General features: G+C 67.8%; 19 protein-coding genes. 12 read left to right on the forward strand and 7 right to left on the reverse strand.

Annotation, left to right across the window (positions count from 1 at the left end; translation table 11 throughout):
• Positions 1-229: 229 nt before the first annotated feature.
• The 4 genes from cysS (at position 230) to tilS (ending at position 4711) form a co-directional block, all read left to right on the forward strand.
• Positions 230-1606: a cysteine--tRNA ligase gene (gene cysS / locus B9P64_RS21655; protein WP_085318181.1), complete on the forward strand. Its 1377-nt coding sequence runs from the start codon at positions 230-232 to the stop codon at positions 1604-1606.
• Positions 1591-2316, forward strand: coding sequence for a DNA-3-methyladenine glycosylase family protein (locus B9P64_RS21660; RefSeq protein WP_085318182.1), 726 nt, complete (start codon positions 1591-1593; stop codon positions 2314-2316). Before cysS ends, B9P64_RS21660 begins: the two co-directional genes overlap by 16 nt.
• A gap of 39 nt (positions 2317-2355) precedes the next feature.
• Positions 2356-3324 (forward strand): acetyl-CoA carboxylase carboxyltransferase subunit alpha, encoded by a 969-nt coding sequence (locus B9P64_RS21665; protein ID WP_085318183.1) that lies wholly within the window; start codon positions 2356-2358, stop codon positions 3322-3324.
• Positions 3325-3412: 88 nt separating this feature from the next.
• A complete protein-coding gene (tilS, locus tag B9P64_RS21670; protein WP_176256926.1) occupies positions 3413-4711 on the forward strand; it encodes a tRNA lysidine(34) synthetase TilS in 1299 nt (432 codons plus the stop codon).
• An 18-nt stretch (positions 4712-4729) separates the two neighbouring features.
• Here the strand turns inward: tilS and B9P64_RS21675 are convergent, their stop codons facing one another.
• The 4 genes from B9P64_RS21675 to ompR all read right to left on the reverse strand — a co-directional run bounded on the left by B9P64_RS21675 (position 4730) and on the right by ompR (position 8256).
• On the reverse strand, positions 4730-5254 hold the full coding sequence (locus tag B9P64_RS21675; protein ID WP_085318185.1) for a carboxymuconolactone decarboxylase family protein: 525 nt from the start codon (positions 5252-5254) through the stop codon (positions 4730-4732).
• Positions 5255-5353: 99 nt separating this feature from the next.
• Entirely contained in the window at positions 5354-5902 is a 549-nt protein-coding gene (locus B9P64_RS21680) for a peroxiredoxin (RefSeq protein WP_085318186.1), read from the reverse strand.
• 168 nt (positions 5903-6070) lie between these two features.
• A complete protein-coding gene (locus B9P64_RS21685; RefSeq protein WP_085318187.1) occupies positions 6071-7429 on the reverse strand; it encodes an ATP-binding protein in 1359 nt (452 codons plus the stop codon).
• Positions 7430-7524: 95 nt separating this feature from the next.
• On the reverse strand, positions 7525-8256 hold the full coding sequence (gene ompR / locus B9P64_RS21690) for an osmolarity response regulator transcription factor OmpR (protein WP_085318188.1): 732 nt from the start codon (positions 8254-8256) through the stop codon (positions 7525-7527).
• Between the two features lie 179 nt (positions 8257-8435).
• Between ompR and B9P64_RS21695 the strand changes: the two genes are divergently transcribed.
• Genes B9P64_RS21695 through B9P64_RS21710 form a run of 4 tightly spaced genes read left to right on the forward strand, consistent with a single transcriptional unit; the run spans position 8436 to position 10896 of the window.
• Positions 8436-8819: a hypothetical protein gene (locus tag B9P64_RS21695; protein WP_085318189.1), complete on the forward strand. Its 384-nt coding sequence runs from the start codon at positions 8436-8438 to the stop codon at positions 8817-8819.
• Between the two features lie 27 nt (positions 8820-8846).
• Positions 8847-9566, forward strand: coding sequence for a tRNA (adenosine(37)-N6)-threonylcarbamoyltransferase complex dimerization subunit type 1 TsaB (gene tsaB, locus B9P64_RS21700; RefSeq protein WP_085318190.1), 720 nt, complete (start codon positions 8847-8849; stop codon positions 9564-9566).
• Positions 9567-9574: 8 nt separating this feature from the next.
• Positions 9575-10042, forward strand: a complete 468-nt coding sequence (gene rimI, locus B9P64_RS21705) for a ribosomal protein S18-alanine N-acetyltransferase (RefSeq protein ID WP_085318191.1) — start codon at positions 9575-9577, stop codon at positions 10040-10042.
• A complete protein-coding gene (locus tag B9P64_RS21710; RefSeq protein ID WP_085318319.1) occupies positions 10039-10896 on the forward strand; it encodes a uracil-DNA glycosylase in 858 nt (285 codons plus the stop codon). The genes rimI and B9P64_RS21710 overlap by 4 nt, the downstream gene beginning before the upstream one ends.
• Positions 10897-10923: 27 nt before the next feature.
• On the opposite strand, the gene lplT is transcribed toward B9P64_RS21710, so the two are convergent.
• Complete coding sequence (lplT, locus tag B9P64_RS21715) at positions 10924-12240, reverse strand: lysophospholipid transporter LplT (RefSeq protein WP_085318192.1); 1317 nt, start codon at positions 12238-12240, stop codon at positions 10924-10926.
• Between the two features lie 252 nt (positions 12241-12492).
• Between lplT and alr the strand changes: the two genes are divergently transcribed.
• From alr to B9P64_RS25905, 3 genes are all read left to right on the forward strand, one after another.
• The gene (gene alr / locus B9P64_RS21720) at positions 12493-13572 is read left to right on the forward strand and encodes an alanine racemase (protein WP_085318193.1); all 1080 of its coding nucleotides are present in this window, start codon (positions 12493-12495) and stop codon (positions 13570-13572) included.
• A complete protein-coding gene (radA, locus tag B9P64_RS21725) occupies positions 13572-14987 on the forward strand; it encodes a DNA repair protein RadA (protein WP_085318194.1) in 1416 nt (471 codons plus the stop codon). Before alr ends, radA begins: the two co-directional genes overlap by 1 nt.
• Before the next feature lie 67 nt (positions 14988-15054).
• A complete protein-coding gene (locus B9P64_RS25905; protein ID WP_085318195.1) occupies positions 15055-15666 on the forward strand; it encodes an urease accessory protein UreE in 612 nt (203 codons plus the stop codon).
• An 8-nt stretch (positions 15667-15674) separates the two neighbouring features.
• Here the strand turns inward: B9P64_RS25905 and dkgB are convergent, their stop codons facing one another.
• Together dkgB and B9P64_RS21740 are read right to left on the reverse strand one after the other, a co-directional pair.
• The gene (dkgB, locus tag B9P64_RS21735; protein WP_085318196.1) at positions 15675-16487 is read right to left on the reverse strand and encodes a 2,5-didehydrogluconate reductase DkgB; all 813 of its coding nucleotides are present in this window, start codon (positions 16485-16487) and stop codon (positions 15675-15677) included.
• 35 nt (positions 16488-16522) lie between these two features.
• Positions 16523-17725 carry an MFS transporter gene (locus tag B9P64_RS21740; RefSeq protein WP_085318197.1) on the reverse strand — a complete coding sequence of 401 codons (1203 nt, stop codon included), beginning with the start codon at positions 17723-17725 and terminating at the stop codon, positions 16523-16525.
• A gap of 126 nt (positions 17726-17851) precedes the next feature.
• Between B9P64_RS21740 and B9P64_RS21745 the strand changes: the two genes are divergently transcribed.
• A complete protein-coding gene (locus B9P64_RS21745; protein WP_085318198.1) occupies positions 17852-18745 on the forward strand; it encodes a LysR family transcriptional regulator in 894 nt (297 codons plus the stop codon).
• Position 18746: the final 1 nt, after the last annotated feature.

An 18746-nucleotide genomic window follows, 5' to 3' on the forward strand; every position in this document is an offset into this window, starting at 1 on the left:
GGTTCGCCCTGGGGGCGCTGCTATACTTCGCGGCTTTCGCCCGATTCTAGCAACCCGCCCGAAGCGGTCCCGCCCGACGGAAATCCCCGCTTGCAGCAGGGCGTCGCGGCTGCGGTGGCCGAGCTGCACGGACGGGTCCGGAGCCCGGACCCGGCGGCTTTCGGCACTTGCCCGATCGGTCCCAAACTCCCATCGGCGGCGTCTCGCACCGCTGCCCACAGCACCCAACATGCTCCAGATCTTCAACACGCTGTCCCGGCGCAAGGAAATGTTCCGGCCCATCGTCGAAGGCGAAGTGCGCATGTATGTGTGCGGCATGACCATCTACGACTACTGCCACATCGGGCATGCGCGGATGATGCTGGCCTTCGACGTGATCCAGCGCTGGCTGCGCGCGTCGGGCTATCGCGTCACCTACGTGCGCAACATCACCGACGTGGACGACAAGATCATCCGGCGCGCGGTCGAGAACGGCGAAACCATCGGTTCGCTCACGTCGCGCTTCATCGATGCGCTGCACGAGGACTCGGCCGCGCTCGGCATCCAGCAGCCCGATGTCGAGCCGCGCGCCACCGACCACATCCCGCAGATGCTCGCGATGATCGGCACGCTGCAACAGCGCGGCCATGCCTATCAGGCCGGCTCGGGCGACATGAACTATGCGGTGCGCAGCTTCGACGGCTACGGAAAGCTCTCGGGCAAGTCGCTCGACGAGTTGCGTGCCGGCGAGCGCGTTGCGGTCGACGCCGACAAGCAGGATCCGCTCGATTTCGCCCTGTGGAAGCGCGCCAAGCCCGAGGAGCCGCCCGAGGCCAAATGGGAATCGCCCTGGGGCAGTGGTCGGCCGGGCTGGCACATCGAGTGCTCGGCCATGGCCTGCGCCGTGCTCGGCGACACCTTCGACATTCACGGCGGCGGCGCCGACCTCCAGTTCCCGCATCACGAGAACGAGATCGCGCAGTCGGAGGGCGCCAACGGCGTCACCTTCGCCAACTACTGGCTGCACAACGGCTTCGTCAATGTCAACGACGAGAAGATGTCGAAGTCGCTCGGCAACTTCTTCACCATCCGCGACGTGCTCAAGACGGTCGATGCGGAAGTGCTGCGCTTCTTCCTGCTGCGCACGCACTACCGCAGCCAGTTCAACTTCGCCGACACGCTGATCGACGACGCCAGGGCCGGGCTCGGCCGGCTCTACACGGCGCTCGGTGCGGTCGCGGCCGATGCCGAGCCGCTCGACTGGAACGACGCCTTCGCCCAGCGTTTCCGCGAGGCGATGGACGACGACTTCAACACGCCGGTCGCGGTCGCGACGCTGTTCGAGCTGGCGTCGGAAGTGAACCGCACCGGCAGTGCGGTGCTGGCGCGCCAGCTCAAGCAGCTGGCTGGCGTGCTCGGCATCGGCCAGCGCGAGCCGCGCGAATTCTTCCAGGGCGGCGCGGTCGCCGATGACGAGGCGGCAGAGATCGAGGCGGCCATCGCGGCGCGCATCGCGGCCAAGAAGGCGCGCGACTTTGCCGCCGCCGACCGCATCCGCGACGAGCTCAAGGCGCGCGGCATCCTCCTCGAAGACAGCCCGCAGGGAAGCACATGGCGACGCGCGTGAAGGCGACGGACGGTTCGGTCAAGTCGGTCGCGCTCAAGCGCTCCAAGATCATCGAGGCGGTCGAAACCGTCGCGCTGGTCACGCCGGTGGGCGTGGCGCCGGCCTACTGGGACGAGGCGCGCGAGGCGCTGATCGACCGCGACCGGATCATGCGCAAGCTGATTCCGCAGTACGCGGGCCTGCACCTCAGCTCGCGCGGCGAGCCCTTCACCACGCTGGCGCGGGCCATCGTCGGTCAGCAGATTTCGACCAAGTCGGCCGATGCGATCTGGGGCCGCTTCAGTGTCGCCTGCGGTGAAGTGGCGCCCGAACGCGTCGCGGCAATGACGCCCGAGGCGCTGGCCGGCTGCGGCCTGAGCAAGCGCAAGACCGACTACTTGCGCGACCTGGCGCTGCACTTTGCCGACGGCCAGATCCATGCGCACGACTGGCATGCGATGGACGACGAAGCCATCATCGGCGAGCTCACGTCCATCCGCGGCATCGGCCGCTGGACCGCCGAGATGTTCCTGATCTTCAACCTGATGCGCCCGAACGTCTTTCCCATCGACGATCTCGGGCTGCTCAAGGCCATCGGGCTGCACTACTTCAGCGGCGAGCCGGTCACGCGCAGCGAGGCGCGTGAAGTGGCCGCCAACTGGGAGCCGTGGCGTACCGTCGCCACCTGGTATCTGTGGCGCAGCCTCGATCCGATTCCGGTTGAATACTAATGAATTCGCAATTGCGAATCGTTGAATGAAAGGGGCCGTGTGAAAGCGACTTTTCTCGAATTCGAACAATCGGTTTCCGAGCTGGAAACCAAGATCGAAGAATTGCGGTTCGTGCAGAACGATTCCGCCGTCGATATCTCGGAAGAAATCCGCCGACTGCAAAAGAAGTCGGAAGGATTGACCAAGGAAATCTACAGCAAGCTCACGCCGTGGCAGGTTTCGCAGGTGGCGCGCCATCCGCAGCGGCCGTACACGCTCGATTACATCCGCGAAATCTTTACCGATTTCCACGAACTGCACGGCGACCGCAGCTTTGCCGACGACAAGTCGATCGTGGGCGGGTTGGCGCGCTTCAACGGCCAGTCGGTGATGGTGCTGGGGCATCAGAAGGGCCGTGACGTCAAGGAGCGCACGCTGCGCAACTTCGGCATGCCCAAGCCCGAGGGCTATCGCAAGGCGCTGCGGCTGATGCGTCTGGCCGAGAAATTCAATCTGCCGATCTTCACTTTCGTCGATACGCCGGGGGCTTATCCGGGTATCGATGCGGAAGAGCGCGGCCAATCCGAAGCCATTGGCCACAATCTCTATGCCATGGCCGAATTGCAGGTGCCGATCATCACCACCATCATCGGTGAAGGCGGTTCAGGCGGCGCGCTGGCGATTGCCATGGGCGACAGCGTGTTGATGCTGCAATTCGCCACCTATTCGGTCATTTCGCCCGAAGGTTGCGCATCCATTCTCTGGAAGAGCGCCGACAAGGCGCCCGAAGCGGCCGAAACCCTGGGCATTACCGCGCATCGCCTGAAGGCGCTCGGCCTGATCGACAAGATCGTCAACGAGCCGCTTGGCGGTGCGCATCGCGATCCGCAGGCGATGGCGCAATTGCTCAAGCGCGCGCTGGCTGATGCGTTGCGGCAATTCCAGGGCGTGAAGGTGAAAGACCTGCTCGCCGTGCGCCACGAACGCATCATGGGTTATGGAAAGTTCAAGGAAACCGGCGGCGTCTGATCCGCCCTCAGGCGCGCTCGGCGGCCGGGAGGGTGCCGGCGCGCTGCCCAGAGCCGTCGCTGCCGAGTGCGCGCGACGGCTTTTGTTTTTGCGCGAGCGCGGTGTCGCGGTGGCCTGCTCGGGCGGACGCGATTCGGCGGCGCTGCTGCATGCGCTGGCCGGGCCTGCGCGCGAGCATGGCTTCCGGCTGATCTGCCTGCATGTCGATCACGGCTTGCAGGAGCAGTCGGCGGGCTGGGTCGGGCAGGTGGCGCAGCTCGCGGCGGGGCTCGGCGTCGAGTTCGATCATCGTCGGGTGACGGTCGGCAGCACGCGCGGGCAGGGCCTGGAAGCGGCGGCGCGCAGCGCGCGCTATGCGGCGCTGCAAGCGATGTGCGCTGCGCATGGCGTGGGCGTGCTGGCGGTCGGGCATCACGCGCTCGATCAGGCCGAAACGCTGCTGATGCGGCTGCTGCGCGGCAGCGGTCCGCGCGGTCTGGCCGGCATGCGCGACTGGCGCGATCCGGCTGCCGACCGTCCGGCGCACTGGCGGCCGATGCTGGCGCTGCATCCGCAGGCGATAGCCGCCTATGCCGCCGCCCATGCCATCGCGCATGTCGACGATCCGACCAATGCGCTGCACGACCAGCTGCGCAATGCGCTGCGGCATCGGGTGCTGGCGCCGCTGCTCGACATCGCGCCGCATGCGCTCGACACGCTCGGTCGCAGCGCCCGGCTGCTCGGTGCCGCCGATGCCAGCCTCGAAAACCTCATCGCCGCCGATCTGGCCGCCTGCCGGCTGCCCGATGCCAGTGCGCCGACGCTCAGCCTGACCGCGCTGGCGGCGCTCGACAGTTACCGGCGTGGCAGCGTGCTCCAGCGCTGGCTCGAAGCGGCCGGCTGCGCGCCACCGCCCGAAGCCTGGCTCGATCAGGCCTGGCGCCAGCTGTCGCAGGCCGCCGCCGACAGCGCACCCGATCTGCGCTGGCAACAGCACCAGCTGCTGCGGCATCGCGACCGCGTCGCCTGTCTGCCGGCCTTCGAGCCGCCCGCAGCCGAAGCGCAACTGCGCTGGGACGGCGAACCGAGCTGGACGCTGCCGCAATGGCGCGGCGCCTGGCAGTTCGTGCCGGCAGCGGTCGGCATTCCGGGTGCGCTGCTCAGAACGGCGCCGTTGCGCGCCGTGGCGCGTTCGGGCGGCGAGCGGCTGCGCATCGATCCGCGCCGCCCGAGCCGCTCGCTGCGGCAGTGGTATCAGTCGCTCGACGTGCCGCCCTGGCAGCGGCAGCGCGCGCCGCTGCTCTGGCTGGGCCGCACGCTGCTGCATGTGCCCGGCGTGGGCAGCGCCTGTGAACCGGTCACAAGCGGCGACGACTGCTGGCAGCTCGGCTGGCGCAGCGACGCGTGAATCGCGCGCCGGCTGCGCTCAGAGCCCTTCGGCTGCCAGCACCTGCGCGGCGGCATTCACCACGGCGGCGATGCGGCCCACGTCCTTCAGCTGCTGCATGGTCAGACCGTTCTCGCGCAGCAGTTCGTAGTGGCTCTTGATGCAGAAATGGCACTTGCCCACCACCGACGCCGCCAGCGCGAACAGCTCGAAATTGACCTTGGTCGTGCCGCCATGCGAGGCGTAGGCGTTCATGCGCAGCTGGGCCGGCGAGCCTTGCAGCTCCTTGTCGCCGGTGAATTCGGCGAACGGGTAATAGGCGTTGTTCATGCCCATGAGCGCCGCCGCCGTGAGCGCGCCGTTCAGCTCGGCTTCGGGCAGCGCGCCCGAGGTGCGGATCGCGTCGGTGATGAACTTCGACTTGGCTGCGAATGCCGCCGCCAGTGCCGCGCCGACCGCCTGCTCGGGCGCGAGCGACGAACGCGCGATCACGCCGTCCAGATTCAGGCGAATGTCCTTCGCATAATCGGGAATGGCAGCCTTGATCGATGTCAGAAATTCCATTGCTATCTCCTATCGGGCGCAGATTAAAAAACCCGCCGGGGGCGGGTTGCGCGGCGAGCGACCACGGGATCGCTCGCAACGGGCTGGCGGTAAAGCCGATTACAGCGTGGCGCCGCCGACGCCGCGGTTGCAGGGGCAGAGCTCGTCGGTTTGCAGGCCGTCGAGCAAGCGCAGGATTTCTTCCGGCGAACGACCGACGTTCAGGCTGTTGACCGAAACGTGCTGGATGGTGTTGTCCGGATCGACGATGAAGGTGGCGCGCAGGGCGACGCCAGCCGACTTTTCACGCACGCCGAGTTGGTCGACCAGCGAGCCGGTCACGTCGGCGAACTGGTAGTGACCCAGCTTGTCGAGGTCCTTGTGCTCACGGCGCCAGGCCAGCTTGCAGAACTCGTTGTCGGTCGAGCCGCCGAGCAGCACGGCGTCGCGGTCGGCGAAGTCGGCAGCCAGCTTGTTGAAGCCGACGATTTCGGTCGGGCACACGAAGGTGAAGTCCTTCGGGTAGAAATAAATGATCTTCCACTTGCCGGCGAAGCTGGCTTCGGTGATCTCTTCAAACGCCGACACACCGTTTTCTTCGTGGTGATTGAAGCCGGGCTTGACGCCAACAACGCTGAAAGCTTCGAGTTTGTCGCCAACGGTTTTCATGGGCAGATCCTGATGATGTGGAAAAGGTGGCAAGACCGATGGCCTTGCCGGACTGCGGCCGCGCGCACCACTCAATCAGTGCCGCAGCGACGCGATGGCCGAATACTAAGCTATCGAAACACCTTGTCTAATTGATTTTGCATAAATCGCTCATAGAGCGTCGAGCCATCAGGCGGCGTCGTCTTCGGCGCCCTTGCGTGGCGGCTTGCGCGTCGCCGGCTCGCTGCCGATCGGCAGTTCGACCGTGATGGCCAGCCCACCTTGCGGCCGGTTCACCACCCGCCAGGCGCCGCCCATGCGCTGAATCACGCGCTCGACGATCGCCAGCCCAAGCCCGGCGCCGGTCGCTTCGGTGCGCGCGATCTCGCCGCGCGTGAACGGCCGCTTGATGCGCTCCAGATCCTCTTCCGCCACGCCCGGGCCGCTGTCGACCACTTCGAGCACCGCCATCTGCCCTTGTCGACGCAGCCAGACCTCGATCTGCGCCGGAGCATCGTCGCGCCGGCCGTACTTGCGCGCGTTGTCCACCAGATTGGCGACCAGACGTGTCAGATCGGTTTCATGGCCCATCACGATCACGTCCGGCGCGACATGCGGCTCGACCTGCGCGCCTTGCCGGGCGACCAGTTCGGCCTGGCCCAGCACGATGCTGCTCAGGTCGACCGGTGCGGCGCTGCCCGCCTTTTGCGGCCGGGCAAAGTCGAGAAACTGCGCCACGATCTTGTCCATCTGCATGATGTCGGCGGCCATCGCATCGCGCGTGTCGGCGCTGATCGGCGCCATCTCGATTTCGAGCGTGAGCCGCGCGAGTGGCGTGCGCAGGTCGTGCGAGATGCCGGCCAGGATCAGCGTGCGATCGGCCTCGATGCGCTGCAGGTCGTCGACCATGCGGTTGAAGCTGTCGTTCAGTTCGCGGATTTCGCGCAGATTGCTGCGACCGAGCGGCCGTGGGCGCTTGCCGTGCGACAGCTCGCGCACCGCACGGGTGAGCCGGGCGATTGGCTGATTGACCAGTCCGACGATGACCGCCGCGCCGGCCAGCGACAGCACCAGCGCCACGGCGGCCCAGAACGCCCATTGCACGCCCGGAAAACGCTCGATGCGGTCACGCGCCAGCACGACCCAGTAGTCGTCCTGGTCGATGGAAAAGCTCACCCAGAAACCCTGCACACCGTTGACCCGGCCGGCGATGTGCGTCGCCGGCCCGAGCTGCTCGACCATGTAGCGCTCAAGTCCGTCGAAGATGGGCTCGCGCGGCAGCGGCTCGATGACATCGTCGGGCTCGACGGCGTAGATGCGGATCGATTCGTTGTCGGCCAGATCGGCGAGCAGGGCGCCGCGATGCTTGGGCGCGGAATGCAGCACCGCCGCCCGCGTGATGTTGACGATGGAGGTGAGGTGCTGGCCAAGCTGCTCGATACGCGGTTCCAGCTCGATCGAGCGCAGCGTGAGCACCCAGGCCGTCAGGCTGAGCGTAAGCAGCAGGCCGATCAGCACGAAAGTGCGCCAGAACAGCCCGCCCGGCATGAGCGCCCGGAATCGGACGCGAAACGCGCGAATCAAGATCGATCAGCCTCGCTGCGGGGGCCGATCGACGATCAGGCAGATGGCCCGGGCCGGACTCATTCCTTGCCTTCCGGCACGAACACATAGCCCAGACCCCAGACGGTCTGGATGTACTTCGGCTTCGACGGATCGGGTTCGATGATCTTGCGCAGCCGCGAGATCTGCACGTCGAGGCTGCGGTCGAAGACTTCGTATTCGCGGCCGCGCGCCAGCTCCATGAGCTTTTCGCGCGACAGCGGAATCTTGGGATGACGCGCAAACACCTTCAGCACCGAGAACTCGCCGGTGGTGAGCTCGATCGGCACCTCGGTGTCGCCGGTCTTCTTCTTGAGCGCGCGGGTGGCGAGGTTGAGCGTGAAGTCGCCGAACACCACGGTGATGTCTTCCTGCGTCGGCGCGCCGGGCACTTCGGGCGGACCGCGCCGGCGCAGCACCGCATTGATGCGGGCCAGCAGTTCGCGTGGATTGAAGGGCTTGGGCAGGTAATCGTCGGCGCCCATTTCGAGACCGATGATGCGGTCCACATCCTCGGCCTTGGCGGTGAGCATGATGATCGGCGTCTTGTCGCCGGCACCGCGCAGGCGCCGGCAGATGGCCAGACCGTCCTCGCCGGGGAGCATCAGGTCGAGCACCAGCAGATCGAAGCGCTCGCGCATCCAGAGCTTGTTCATTGCCGTGGCGTCGGCCGCGACAAATACATTGAAGCCTTGCTCGGTCAGGTAGCGGCGGAGAAGGTCACGGAGTCGTTCGTCGTCGTCGACGACCAGCACGCGCTGGGACAAGGCCATATCGCCATCCTTTCTAGGTTTAGTCGCCCGATCCTACAAAGATAGCGATGCAGGTACGGGCAGGGGACAGTCAATCTGACAGGCTGTTACATGGCTTACCCGACTTGTGCCAGGGCTGGGAAAGGCCCCGCAAGTCGTCGGATAAACTCAAGCCATCGCAATTTTTCTCTCCTTTCGACATGAGCGACATGCAGGACTGCGAAGCTGTGACGGGCGGCGGATCGAAGGCGGGCGGCAGCGTCCGGGGGGTGATCGGCGCCGCAGTGGTCGCAATGATGCCGCTTGCCTCGGTTGGCGCCCAGCCGCCGGCGGATGCACGTCCCTGGGCCCAGGGCGAGCGCAGTGCGCTCCCGTCGGCAGCGGAGGCGATTGCGGCCCATGGCAGCAAGCTGATGCAGCGCACGCCGGGCAACCGGGTCGAAGGCGGCGAGCGTTCGGGATGGCGCCACGGCGATGCGATCGAGCCGCAGGCCCGGCCCACGCACGATTCGCTCAGCATCGAAGACCGGGCAATGCTCCGCCTTCACATCCGCGAACAGGGGCAGGCGGTCTACAAGCGCTGAGCGGGGCTCGCCTAGAATGGCGGGCTGATGTCCGACCACTCAACTTCCATCATTCTTGCGCTCGATACCTCGGGGCCCGTCACGGGTGTCGCGTTGCTCGCCGCCCACCGCCTGCGCGAACTCCAGCTTCCCGGCGGTCCCGAGGCTTCGCGGCAACTGCTGCCGCAGATCGTCGCCCTGCTGGCCGACGAAGCGCTTGCCCTCGATGCAGTCGACGCCATCGCCTACGGCGCCGGACCGGGCGCCTTCACCGGCATCCGCACTTCCGCCGCCGTGGCACAGGGTTTGGGCTTCGTGCTCGACGTCGATGTGCTGCCGGTCGGCACGCTCGATGCGCTGGCGAGTTCGGTCGCCGTCGGCGATCGGCGCTGGCTGCTCACCGTCATCGATGCGCGCATGGGCGAGCTCTATGCCGCGCTGTACCGGGCAACGCCCGGCGCAGGCGGCTGGCAGACGGTGCTCGATCCCTTCGTCGCCGCGGCTGATCGCGTGCTCGCCGAAATCGCCGACGCGATCGATCAACGCTGGGACGAGCTGGCCGTCGTGGGCGCAACCACGTTGTTGCCCGGGCTGTCGCCGCTGGCGCAAATTCATCCGGCATTGGGCGTGACGGCCGGTGCCATTGCCCGTCTGGCACGACAGATGCTGGCGGGCGGCCGCCGCTTCGCGCCCGAGTTTGCGCTGCCGGTGTATGTGCGCAACAAAGTCGCGCAGACGCTGGCCGAACGTTTCCCGCCGCAATCCTGAGATTTCGCATGGCCGCCGATCCGACCACCGTTCTGCCCGTGCTACGCGCGATGACCGAGGATGATGTGCCCGCCGTCATGCGCATCGAGAAGCAGGCCTATCCGTTTCCGTGGACCGCCGGCAATTTCGTCGACTCGATCCGCAATGGCTATCGCGCCGGCGTGGCCTGTCTCGGCGCCGATCCGATCGGCTATGTGGTGCTGCTGCCGGCGCTCGACGAGGCGCATCTGCTCAACATCACCATCGCGCCCGAGCACCAGCGTCAGGGTCTGGGTGGCTGGCTGCTGGAGCGCAGCATCGAGTTGGCGCGCGACGCCGGTGCCGCTTGCATGATTCTTGAAGTGCGGCCGTCCAACCTGCCGGCTCGGGCGCTCTACGACAAGCGCGGCTTTGCACAGATCGGCCTGCGCAAGGGCTACTACCCGAACGGCACCTTCCGCCGCGAAGACGCGATCGTGATGAGGCTGTGCTGGTGAGCGGCGATCCGCGCCGCGCCCGGCTGTTGGCGGAGCTGGGCATCGATGAATGGCAGCCGCGGGCGGTGCCGGCGAGCTTGGCGGCAGCGGTTCCGGTCGCGGCGGAGCTGGAGGTCTATGCGCCACCAGCGCCAGCCGAGCCTGTTGACGTCAGCGTCGCGGCGCAGGCCGATGCGATCGAGCCACCGCTGCCGGCCAGCGATCTGCCTGCCGACTTGCCTCCCGAGCCGCCGACCGTCGCCCCAGCCTCGGCCAGCGCGCAACGGCGCGCCGCCATCGCCGTCATGGACTGGTCGGCACTCGAAGCCGACGCCGCCGGCTGCACCGCCTGCTCGCTGTGCTCGACGCGCAAGAACGTGGTGTTCGGCGTCGGCACCCGACCGGCGCGGCTGCTGGTCATCGGCGAGGCACCCGGCGCCGACGAGGATGCGACCGGCACGCCCTTCGTCGGCCAGGCTGGCAAGCTGCTCGATTCGATGCTCGGCGCCATCGGCCTCGACCGCGCGCGCGACGTGTACATCGCCAACGTGCTCAAGTGCCGGCCGCCGCGCAACCGCGATCCACTGCCCGAGGAAGTGCAGGCCTGCTCGATGTATCTGGCGCGGCAGGCCGAGCTGCTGGCGCCGGCGGCGGTGCTGCTGGTGGGGCGGTTTGCCGCCCAGGCCATGCTCGGCAGCGATGCGCCAGTCGGCCAGATGCGCGGTCGCGTGCATCGGCTCGATCTGGGTGGGCGCCGCGTGCCGGCGGTCGTCAGCTACCACCCGGCCTATCTGCTGCGCAGCCCCGGCGAAAAGGCCAAGGCCTGGGCCGACCTGTGCCGCGCGGTCGAGGCGCTCAAGCAGGTCGGCGACTGACGCAGATGCGTCAGCGGCGCGATCCGCTCAGGAATGCCCGTCGGGGATCAGCGCCATCGCATCGTGCTCGCGCTGATTCTGCTGATGGCGCCGGATCACCATTTGCATGGCGGCGGCGACAAACAGCCCGAACACCGTGATGACCACGGTCACCGGCAGATCGAGCTTCACCAGCGCGGCATAGACGCAAAGCATGGTCAGCACACCGAGGTTTTCGTTGAAGTTCTGCACCGCGATGGAATGGCCGGCGCTCATCAGCACATGGCCGCGATGCTGGAGCAGCGCATTCATGGGCACGACGAAATAGCCGGCCATCACGCCGACCGCGAGCAGCAGCGCGCTGGAGATGACCAGCGCCCATTCGAAGGTCATGCCGCCGACGGTCCAGCCGCCGGCCGGCAGGATGCTGCGGTTGATGAGCGACAGCGCGATCACGCCAAAGCCCATCGCCGTGCCGACCGGCAGCACGCAGAGCGACTTGCGCAGCGGCACCCGCGCCGCCGCCCAGGCCGCGCCGAGCGCAATGCCCACCGCCACCACCGATTGCAGCATCGCGCCCTGCGACAGGTTGAGCCCGAGCGCCGACTCGGCCCAGGCCAGCACGATGAATTGCAGCGTCGCGCCAGCGGCCCAGAACAGCGTCGTCACCGCGAGCGAGATCTGCCCGAGCTTGTCGGCCCAGAGCACGCGGTTGCAATGCGCGAAATCGGCGATGAGCTTGAACGGATTGGTGTGCTGGCGTGGATAGCGCGCACCGGTATCGGGAATGCCGAAGTTGATCGCGGCGGCGGCCAGATACAGGAAGGCGACCACGCAGATCGCCGATTCGGCCGGCGAGTCGATGCCGGTATCGACGCCGGGCAGATCGAATGCGAGCAGCAGCGTGGAGATCTTGACCGACACCAGCGCGCCACCGACCACCACGCCGAGGATGATCGAGCTGACCGTCGTGCCCTCGATCCAGCCGTTGGCGGCCACCAGTTTTTCGGGTGGCAGCAGCTCGGTGAGGATGCCGTACTTGGCCGGCGAGTAGGCCGCTGCGCCCAGCCCCACCAGCGCGTAGGCGGCCAGCGGGTGGGCGCCGAAGAACATCGTGGCGCAGCCGGCGATCTTGATCATGTTGGTCCACAGCATGACCCGGCCCTTTGGGCGTGAATCGGCAAAGGCGCCGACGAAGGCCGCGAGCACCACATAGCTGAGGACGAAGGAGAACTTGAGCAGCGGGGTCATCCAGTCCGGCGACTCGGCCTCGCGCAGCAGCGCGATGGCCGCGATGAGCAGGGCATTGTCGGCAAGCGAACTGCAGAACTGCGCCGCCATGATGGTGTAGAAGCCACGCTTCATGAGGCGGAGTCGGGGGGAGAAAAGCGGAGGGCGCGCTGCAAGAGACGGGTCGGTATCGGGAGCGGTTGGAGCTGGGTTTGAGACCGGGCAGGGCGGCGTCGCGGCGTTATAGCACGAATGATGCGGCGTTCCGGACGGCGGCCGGCGCCGTTCCAGCATGCGCTGGCGGGCTCGGAAAATGCCTGAGGGACGGGGTCTAGAATCGGTTCCGCCTCACCTCCGACAACGCCGCTCGCACACGAAAACTCCTCCATGCCGCGTCCCATTCTTGCCACCGTCGACCCGGCTGCGGTCGCGCACAACCTGGCCCGCGTGCGGCAATGCGCGCCGCAATCGCGCGCCTGGGCCGTCGTCAAGGCCGATGCCTACGGGCACGGCATCGAAGCCGTCTACCCGGCGCTGGCCACGGCCGACGGCTTTGCCCTGCTCGAGATTGCCGAGGCGGCCCGGGTGCGCGCCTGCGGCTGGACCGGCCCGATCCTGCTGCTCGAAGGCTTCTTCGATGCCGCCGATCTGGCTGCCGTGCTGGAGCTGAAGCTCACGCCGGTCATCCATGACGATGCGCAGATCGATTTCCTTCTCGGCGCGCGGCCGGCGGCGCCGGTCGATGTGTTCGTCAAGTTCAATACCGGCATGAACCGGCTCGGCTATGCCGACGGTCGCGGCCGCAAGGCGGTCGAGCGGCTGCGCGCGGCCGGCAGCATCGGCACGGTCGGGCTGATGATGCATTTCCCAGAAGCCGATCTGCCCGACGGCGTCGTCGGTCCGCTGGCCCGTTTCGAGCGCGAGACCGCCGGGCTGCCGGGGCCGCGTTCGCTGGCCAATTCGGCGTCGGTGCTGCTGCATCCGGCCACGCATGCCGACTGGGTGCGGCCGGGCATCCTGCTCTACGGCGGTTCGCCGACTGGCGACCGCGACGGCCCGGCCTTCGATCTGCGGCCGGCGATGGAGCTGACCAGCGAGCTGATCGCGGTGCAGCAACTGGCGCCGGGCGAGGCGGTCGGCTATGGCCAGCGCTTCGTCGCGCAGCGGCCGACGCGCATCGGCATCGTGGCCTGCGGCTATGCCGACGGCTATCCGCGCCATGCGCCTGACGGCACGCCGGTGCTGATCGGCGGCGAGCGTTGCGCGCTTGCCGGCCGGGTGTCGATGGACATGCTGACGGTCGACATCACCGATGTGCCGCAAGCCGGCATCGGCAGCCGCGTGGAGCTGTTCGGTCGCGCGCTGCCGGTGGACGAGGTGGCGCGGCATTGCGGAACCATCGGCTATGAATTGATGTGCGCCGTCGCGCCGCGCGTGGCGCGGCGTGTGATTGCCGGAGGCAGCTGATGGCCAAGGCGCCGACCAAGCCCGGCAAGAGCCAGTACGTCTGCACCGAGTGCGGCGGCGTCGCGCCCAAATGGACCGGCCAGTGCCCGCATTGCCACGCCTGGAATTCGCTGAGCGAAGTGCCGGTCGAGGCGCCGGGCGCCAACCGCTTCGGCGGGCGCGGTCGGGCCGAAGGGCTGGTCGAGCCGGCGGCGGTGCAGCCGCTCGGCGCCATCGACGCGGTGGAAATGCCGCGCTTCTCCACCGGCAGCGAGGAGTTCGACCGGGTGCTCGGTGGCGGACTGGTGCCGGGCGGCGTGGTGCTGATCGGCGGCGATCCGGGCATCGGCAAGTCGACATTGCTGCTGCAGGCGCTCGCCTTCGTCAATGCCAACGGCCGGCGCGCGCTCTACATCAGCGGCGAGGAGAGCGGGGCGCAGATTGCGCTGCGCGCGCGCCGGCTCGGGCTGCTGGAAAGCACGGCCGGCGCGATGGAACTGCCGGTCGCATCCGAGATTCAGCTCGAGCGCATCGAGGCGACGATCGCTGCCCAGCGCGCCGAAGTGGTGGTGGTCGACTCGATCCAGACGCTGTTTTCCGAGGCGCTGAGCTCGGCGCCGGGCTCGGTGGCCCAGGTGCGCGAATGCTCGGCCCAGCTCACGCGCATGGCCAAGCGCGACGGCATCACCGTGGTGCTGGTCGGCCATGTGACCAAGGACGGCTCGCTGGCCGGGCCGCGCGTGCTGGAGCACATCGTCGACACGGTGCTGTATTTCGAGGGCGACACGCATTCGAGCTTTCGCCTCGTGCGCGCGTTCAAGAACCGCTTTGGCGCGGTGAATGAGCTGGGCGTGTTCGCGATGACCGATCGCGGCCTGCGCGGCGTGAGCAATCCGTCGGCGCTGTTTTTGAGCACGCACGACAAGCCGGTGCCGGGGTCCTGCGTGCTGGTCACGCAGGAGGGCACGCGGCCGCTGCTGGTCGAGATTCAGGCGCTGGTCGACAGCACGCATTCGCCGGCGCCGCGCCGGCTGTCGGTCGGGCTGGAGCAGAACCGGCTGGCGATGCTGCTTGCGGTGCTGCATCGGCATGCGGGCATTGCCGCCTTCGACCAGGATGTGTTCGTCAATGCGGTCGGCGGCGTCAAGATCAGCGAGCCGGCGGCCGATCTTGCGGTGCTCGCGGCGATCCATTCGTCGCTGCGCAACAAGCCGCTGCCGCGCGGGCTGGTGGTGTTCGGCGAGGTCGGGCTGGCCGGCGAAATCCGCCCGGCGCCGCGTGGCCAGGAGCGGCTGCGCGAGGCGGCCAAGCTCGGCTTCTCGATTGCGGTCATCCCCAAGGGCAATGCGCCCAAGGATGCGCGCGGCAAGTTCGAGGGGCTGGAAGTGCGCGCGGTCGACCGGCTCGACCAGGCGCTCGATGCGCTGCACGACTGAGCGCCGCGCCGCTTGAAACCGCCGGCCCGCGCCGCAACCTGAACGCATTCATCCAGAAAGAAGCCCCATGAGCGACACGATCAGCATCAAGAAGATTCTCGGCGGCAATGCGCGCCCGGCCGGCATCCTGCTCAAGCGGGCGCTGCCCATCGATCTCACGTCGGCCCAGCGCGCGACGCCGCAGCTCATAGTCGAGACGACTGCCGGCACGGTGGAACTGGCGCTCGAAGCGCCGGTGGCGGTCGGTGATGTGCTGCTCGACAGTCGCGGCGCGTTCTGGCTGGTCGGCGCGGCCGAGGAGGACGTGATCGCCATCGCCGGCCCGGCGCCGGCGCTGGCCCGACTGGCGGCGGCGCTCGGTGGCGAGCATGTGCCGCTGGCCGTCACCGACGACGGTCTGCTGATCCTGCCCGGCGTGGCGCCCGAGGCCTGGCTGGCCGGCTTTGGCGTGACCGCCAGCGCTGCCCGCGCCGCCTTCCGGCCCGAGGCGCCGGCGCCGATGAATCCGGTGCATGTGCATGACGAGCATTGCGGTTGCGGGCACGACCATGGGCACGATCACGCAGGGCATGACCACGGCCATGCCCATGCCCATGCCGATCACGGCCACCACGACCATGGTCACGAGCATCACGACCACGGGCACAAGCATCACGACCACGGCCACAAGCACGGCTGAGCCGGCGCTCAGTCCCAGACCGGCGCGAGACCCTCGGGATTGGTGAGGCGCTCGCCCCGGTCGAGGGCTGCGATGCTTGCCATGTCGGCATCGGTCAGCGCCAGTTGCTGCGCCAACAGATTGCTCGCGAGGTTCTCGCGCTTCGTCGACGACGGGATCACCGCATAGCCCAGTTGCAACGCCCAGGCCAGCACCACCTGTGCCGGCGTTGCGCCATGAGCTTCGGCAATCGCCAGGATGGCCGGCTCCTTCAGCGCCTTGCCGTAGGCCAGCGTCATGTATGACGTGATGTGGATGCCCTGGCTGCGTGCAAAGTCCACCAGCTTGCGGTTCTGCAGCACCGGATGCAGCTCGATCTGGTTGGTCGCGATGGCATCGGCGCCGACGGCGGCAATCGCCTCGCGCAGCAGCGCGATGTTGAAGTTGGACACGCCGATCAGCCGCGTCAGCCCTTCGGCCTTCGCCTGCGCCAGCGCACCCATGAACTCGGCCACTGGCACCGCATTGCCCGGTGATGGCCAGTGGATGAGCGTCAGGTCCACCTGGTCGGTCCTCAGCTTGGCGAGGCTGTCCTTCAGGCTCGGGATGAGCTTGTCGCCAGCGTAGTTGGCGGTCCAGATCTTGGTGGTGAGGAAGAGATCGGCCCGGGGCACGCCGCTGTCGGCAATGGCCTGGCCAACCTCGGCCTCGTTTCCGTAAATCTGCGCGGTGTCGATCAGGCGATAGCCGAGGTCGAGGCCGTTGCGCACCGAGTCGATGACGACCTGACCCGTGAGGCGGAAGCTGCCGAGGCCGAACGGCGGAATGAGGCTGGCTTGCATGGCATTTCCTTGCTGGTGGACGAGAGAAAAGGCGTTCAGTCGCGGGCCGGCATGAGGCGGGACCCGAGCGGAGCGGTGTCGCGGCGCCGGTCGAGCGCGCCGCTCCAGTACGTGAGGGCCAGTGCGAGCAGCACTGCGAGCGCGCCGATCCACGGCGTATGCATGAGCCCGAGGTGGGCCACGATCAGCCCGCCGACCCAGGCGGCGCCGGCGATCCCCAGGTTGAAGGCGGCGATGTTCAGCCCGGAGGCCACGTCCACGGCCTGCGGCGTGAAGCGCCCGGCCTGCTTCACCACATAGACCTGAAGCCCGGGCACGTTGCCGAAGGCCACCGCGCCCCAGGCCATCACGGTGATGAGCGCCAGCCACTTGTGCGGCGCGCTGAAGTTGAGCGCCAGCAGCACCGTCGCCAGCAGGCCGAAGATGATCTTGAGCGCCGGAATCGGCCCGAGCCGGTCGGCCAGCCGGCCGCCCCACAGATTGCCGGCCGCCACCGACACGCCGTACACCAGCATCACCCAGCCCACCGCGCCGGTGCTGAAGCCCGACACCTCGGTGAGGATGGGCGCGAGGAAGGTGAACGGAATGAAGCTGCCGCCGTAGCCGATGGCGGTCTTGGCGTACACCAGCAGCAGGCGCGGCTCGACCAGCACCCTGGCTTGCTGCGCGAGCGATGCCGGCGCGGCGTGGCGGATGTTGGCCGGCACGAACACCCAGCTGCCGACAAAGGCCAGCACTCCGAGTGCCGACACCGCCAGGAAGGTCTCGCGCCAGCCGAAGTGCTGGCCGATGAAAGTGCCGAGCGGCACGCCGGTGACGAGCGCCACCGTCAGCCCGGTAAACATGGTGGCGATCGCGCTGGCGGCTTTCTCCTTCGGCACCAGGCCGGTGGCGAGGGTTGAGCCGATCGAGAAGAACACGCCGTGCGCCAGGCCGGTAAGCACGCGCGCCGCGATCAGCGAGGCGTAGCCCGGTGCCTGCCAGGCCAGCAGGTTGCCGAGGGTGAACAGCGCCATCAGGCCGAGCAGCAACTGCTTGCGCGGCAGCCGGCCGGTGAGTGCGGTGAGCAGGGGCGCGCCGACCGCCACGCCAAGCGCATACAGGCTGACCAGCAGGCCCGCCGACGGCAGGCTGATGCCGAGGTCGGTGGCAACGGTGGGCAGCAGGCCGACGATCACGAACTCGGTCGTGCCGATGGCAAAGGCGCTGAGCGTCAACGCAAAGAGGGCGAGAGGCATGTCGAACTCCGAAGGAATGCGGCGGAGTGTGGGATGCGCTCTCTTGCAGAAACAGACGGTTGTCGGCAGATGACTCTTGCGTCAGAGTCAACAGTCAGCCAGTGCCGACGAGCTCCGATCTCCGCGATGAAAACCACGCTCGATGAATTGCAGGCCCTTGTTGCGGTGATCGATGCCGGCTCCATCACCGCCGCCGCGGCGCGGTTGAACCAGACCGTCTCGGGCGTCAGCCGTGCGCTTGGCCGGCTGGAGAACAAGCTCGATGCCACGTTGCTGCGCCGCACCACGCGACGGCTCGAACTGACCGAGGAGGGGAGCGCCTTCCTGGCCCATGCACGCACCATCCTCGCTGCGGTGGATGCGGCCGAGGAGCAGATGGCAGCGCGCCGCGAACAGCCCGCCGGCCGGCTGCGCGTGAATGCGGCGACGCCCTTCATGCTGCACAGCGTGGTGCCGCTGGTGCCGGCGTTCCGGCGCGCCTATCCGCGGATCGCGCTCGAACTCGATACCGATGAGCTCAACATCGACTTGCTCGAACGCCAGACCGACATCGCCATCCGCATCGGGCCGCTGCGCAATTCCACGCTGCATGCACGGCCGCTGGGCACCAGCCGGCTGCGCGTGCTGGCCAGTCCGGGCTATCTCGCCGAGCGCGGAACGCCGTTGACCGTGGCGAGTCTGGCCGACCATGTGCTGCTGGGCTTTACCCAGCCCGAGTCGCTCAACCGCTGGCCCTTGCGCAGCGAGCAGGGCGACGAATGGCCAGTGGCGCCGGCCATTCTGGCGTCGAGTGGCGAGACGCTGCGCCAGCTGGCCTTGCAGGACGCCGGCATCGTCTGCCTGTCCGATTTCATGACGGCTGCCGACCGCGAGCGCGGCGCACTGGTGCAGCTGCTGGGGCCCGACACCGCCGATGTGCGGCAGCCGATCAACGCCGTGTACTACCGCAACACCCAGCTCGCGGCGCGGATTGCCTGCTTTCTGGACTTTGTGGCCGAGCGGCTGGCCGCCATGCGCTGAA

The organism is Derxia lacustris (assembly GCF_002105195.1).
GTDB classification, from domain to species: domain Bacteria; phylum Pseudomonadota; class Gammaproteobacteria; order Burkholderiales; family Burkholderiaceae_E; genus Derxia; species Derxia lacustris.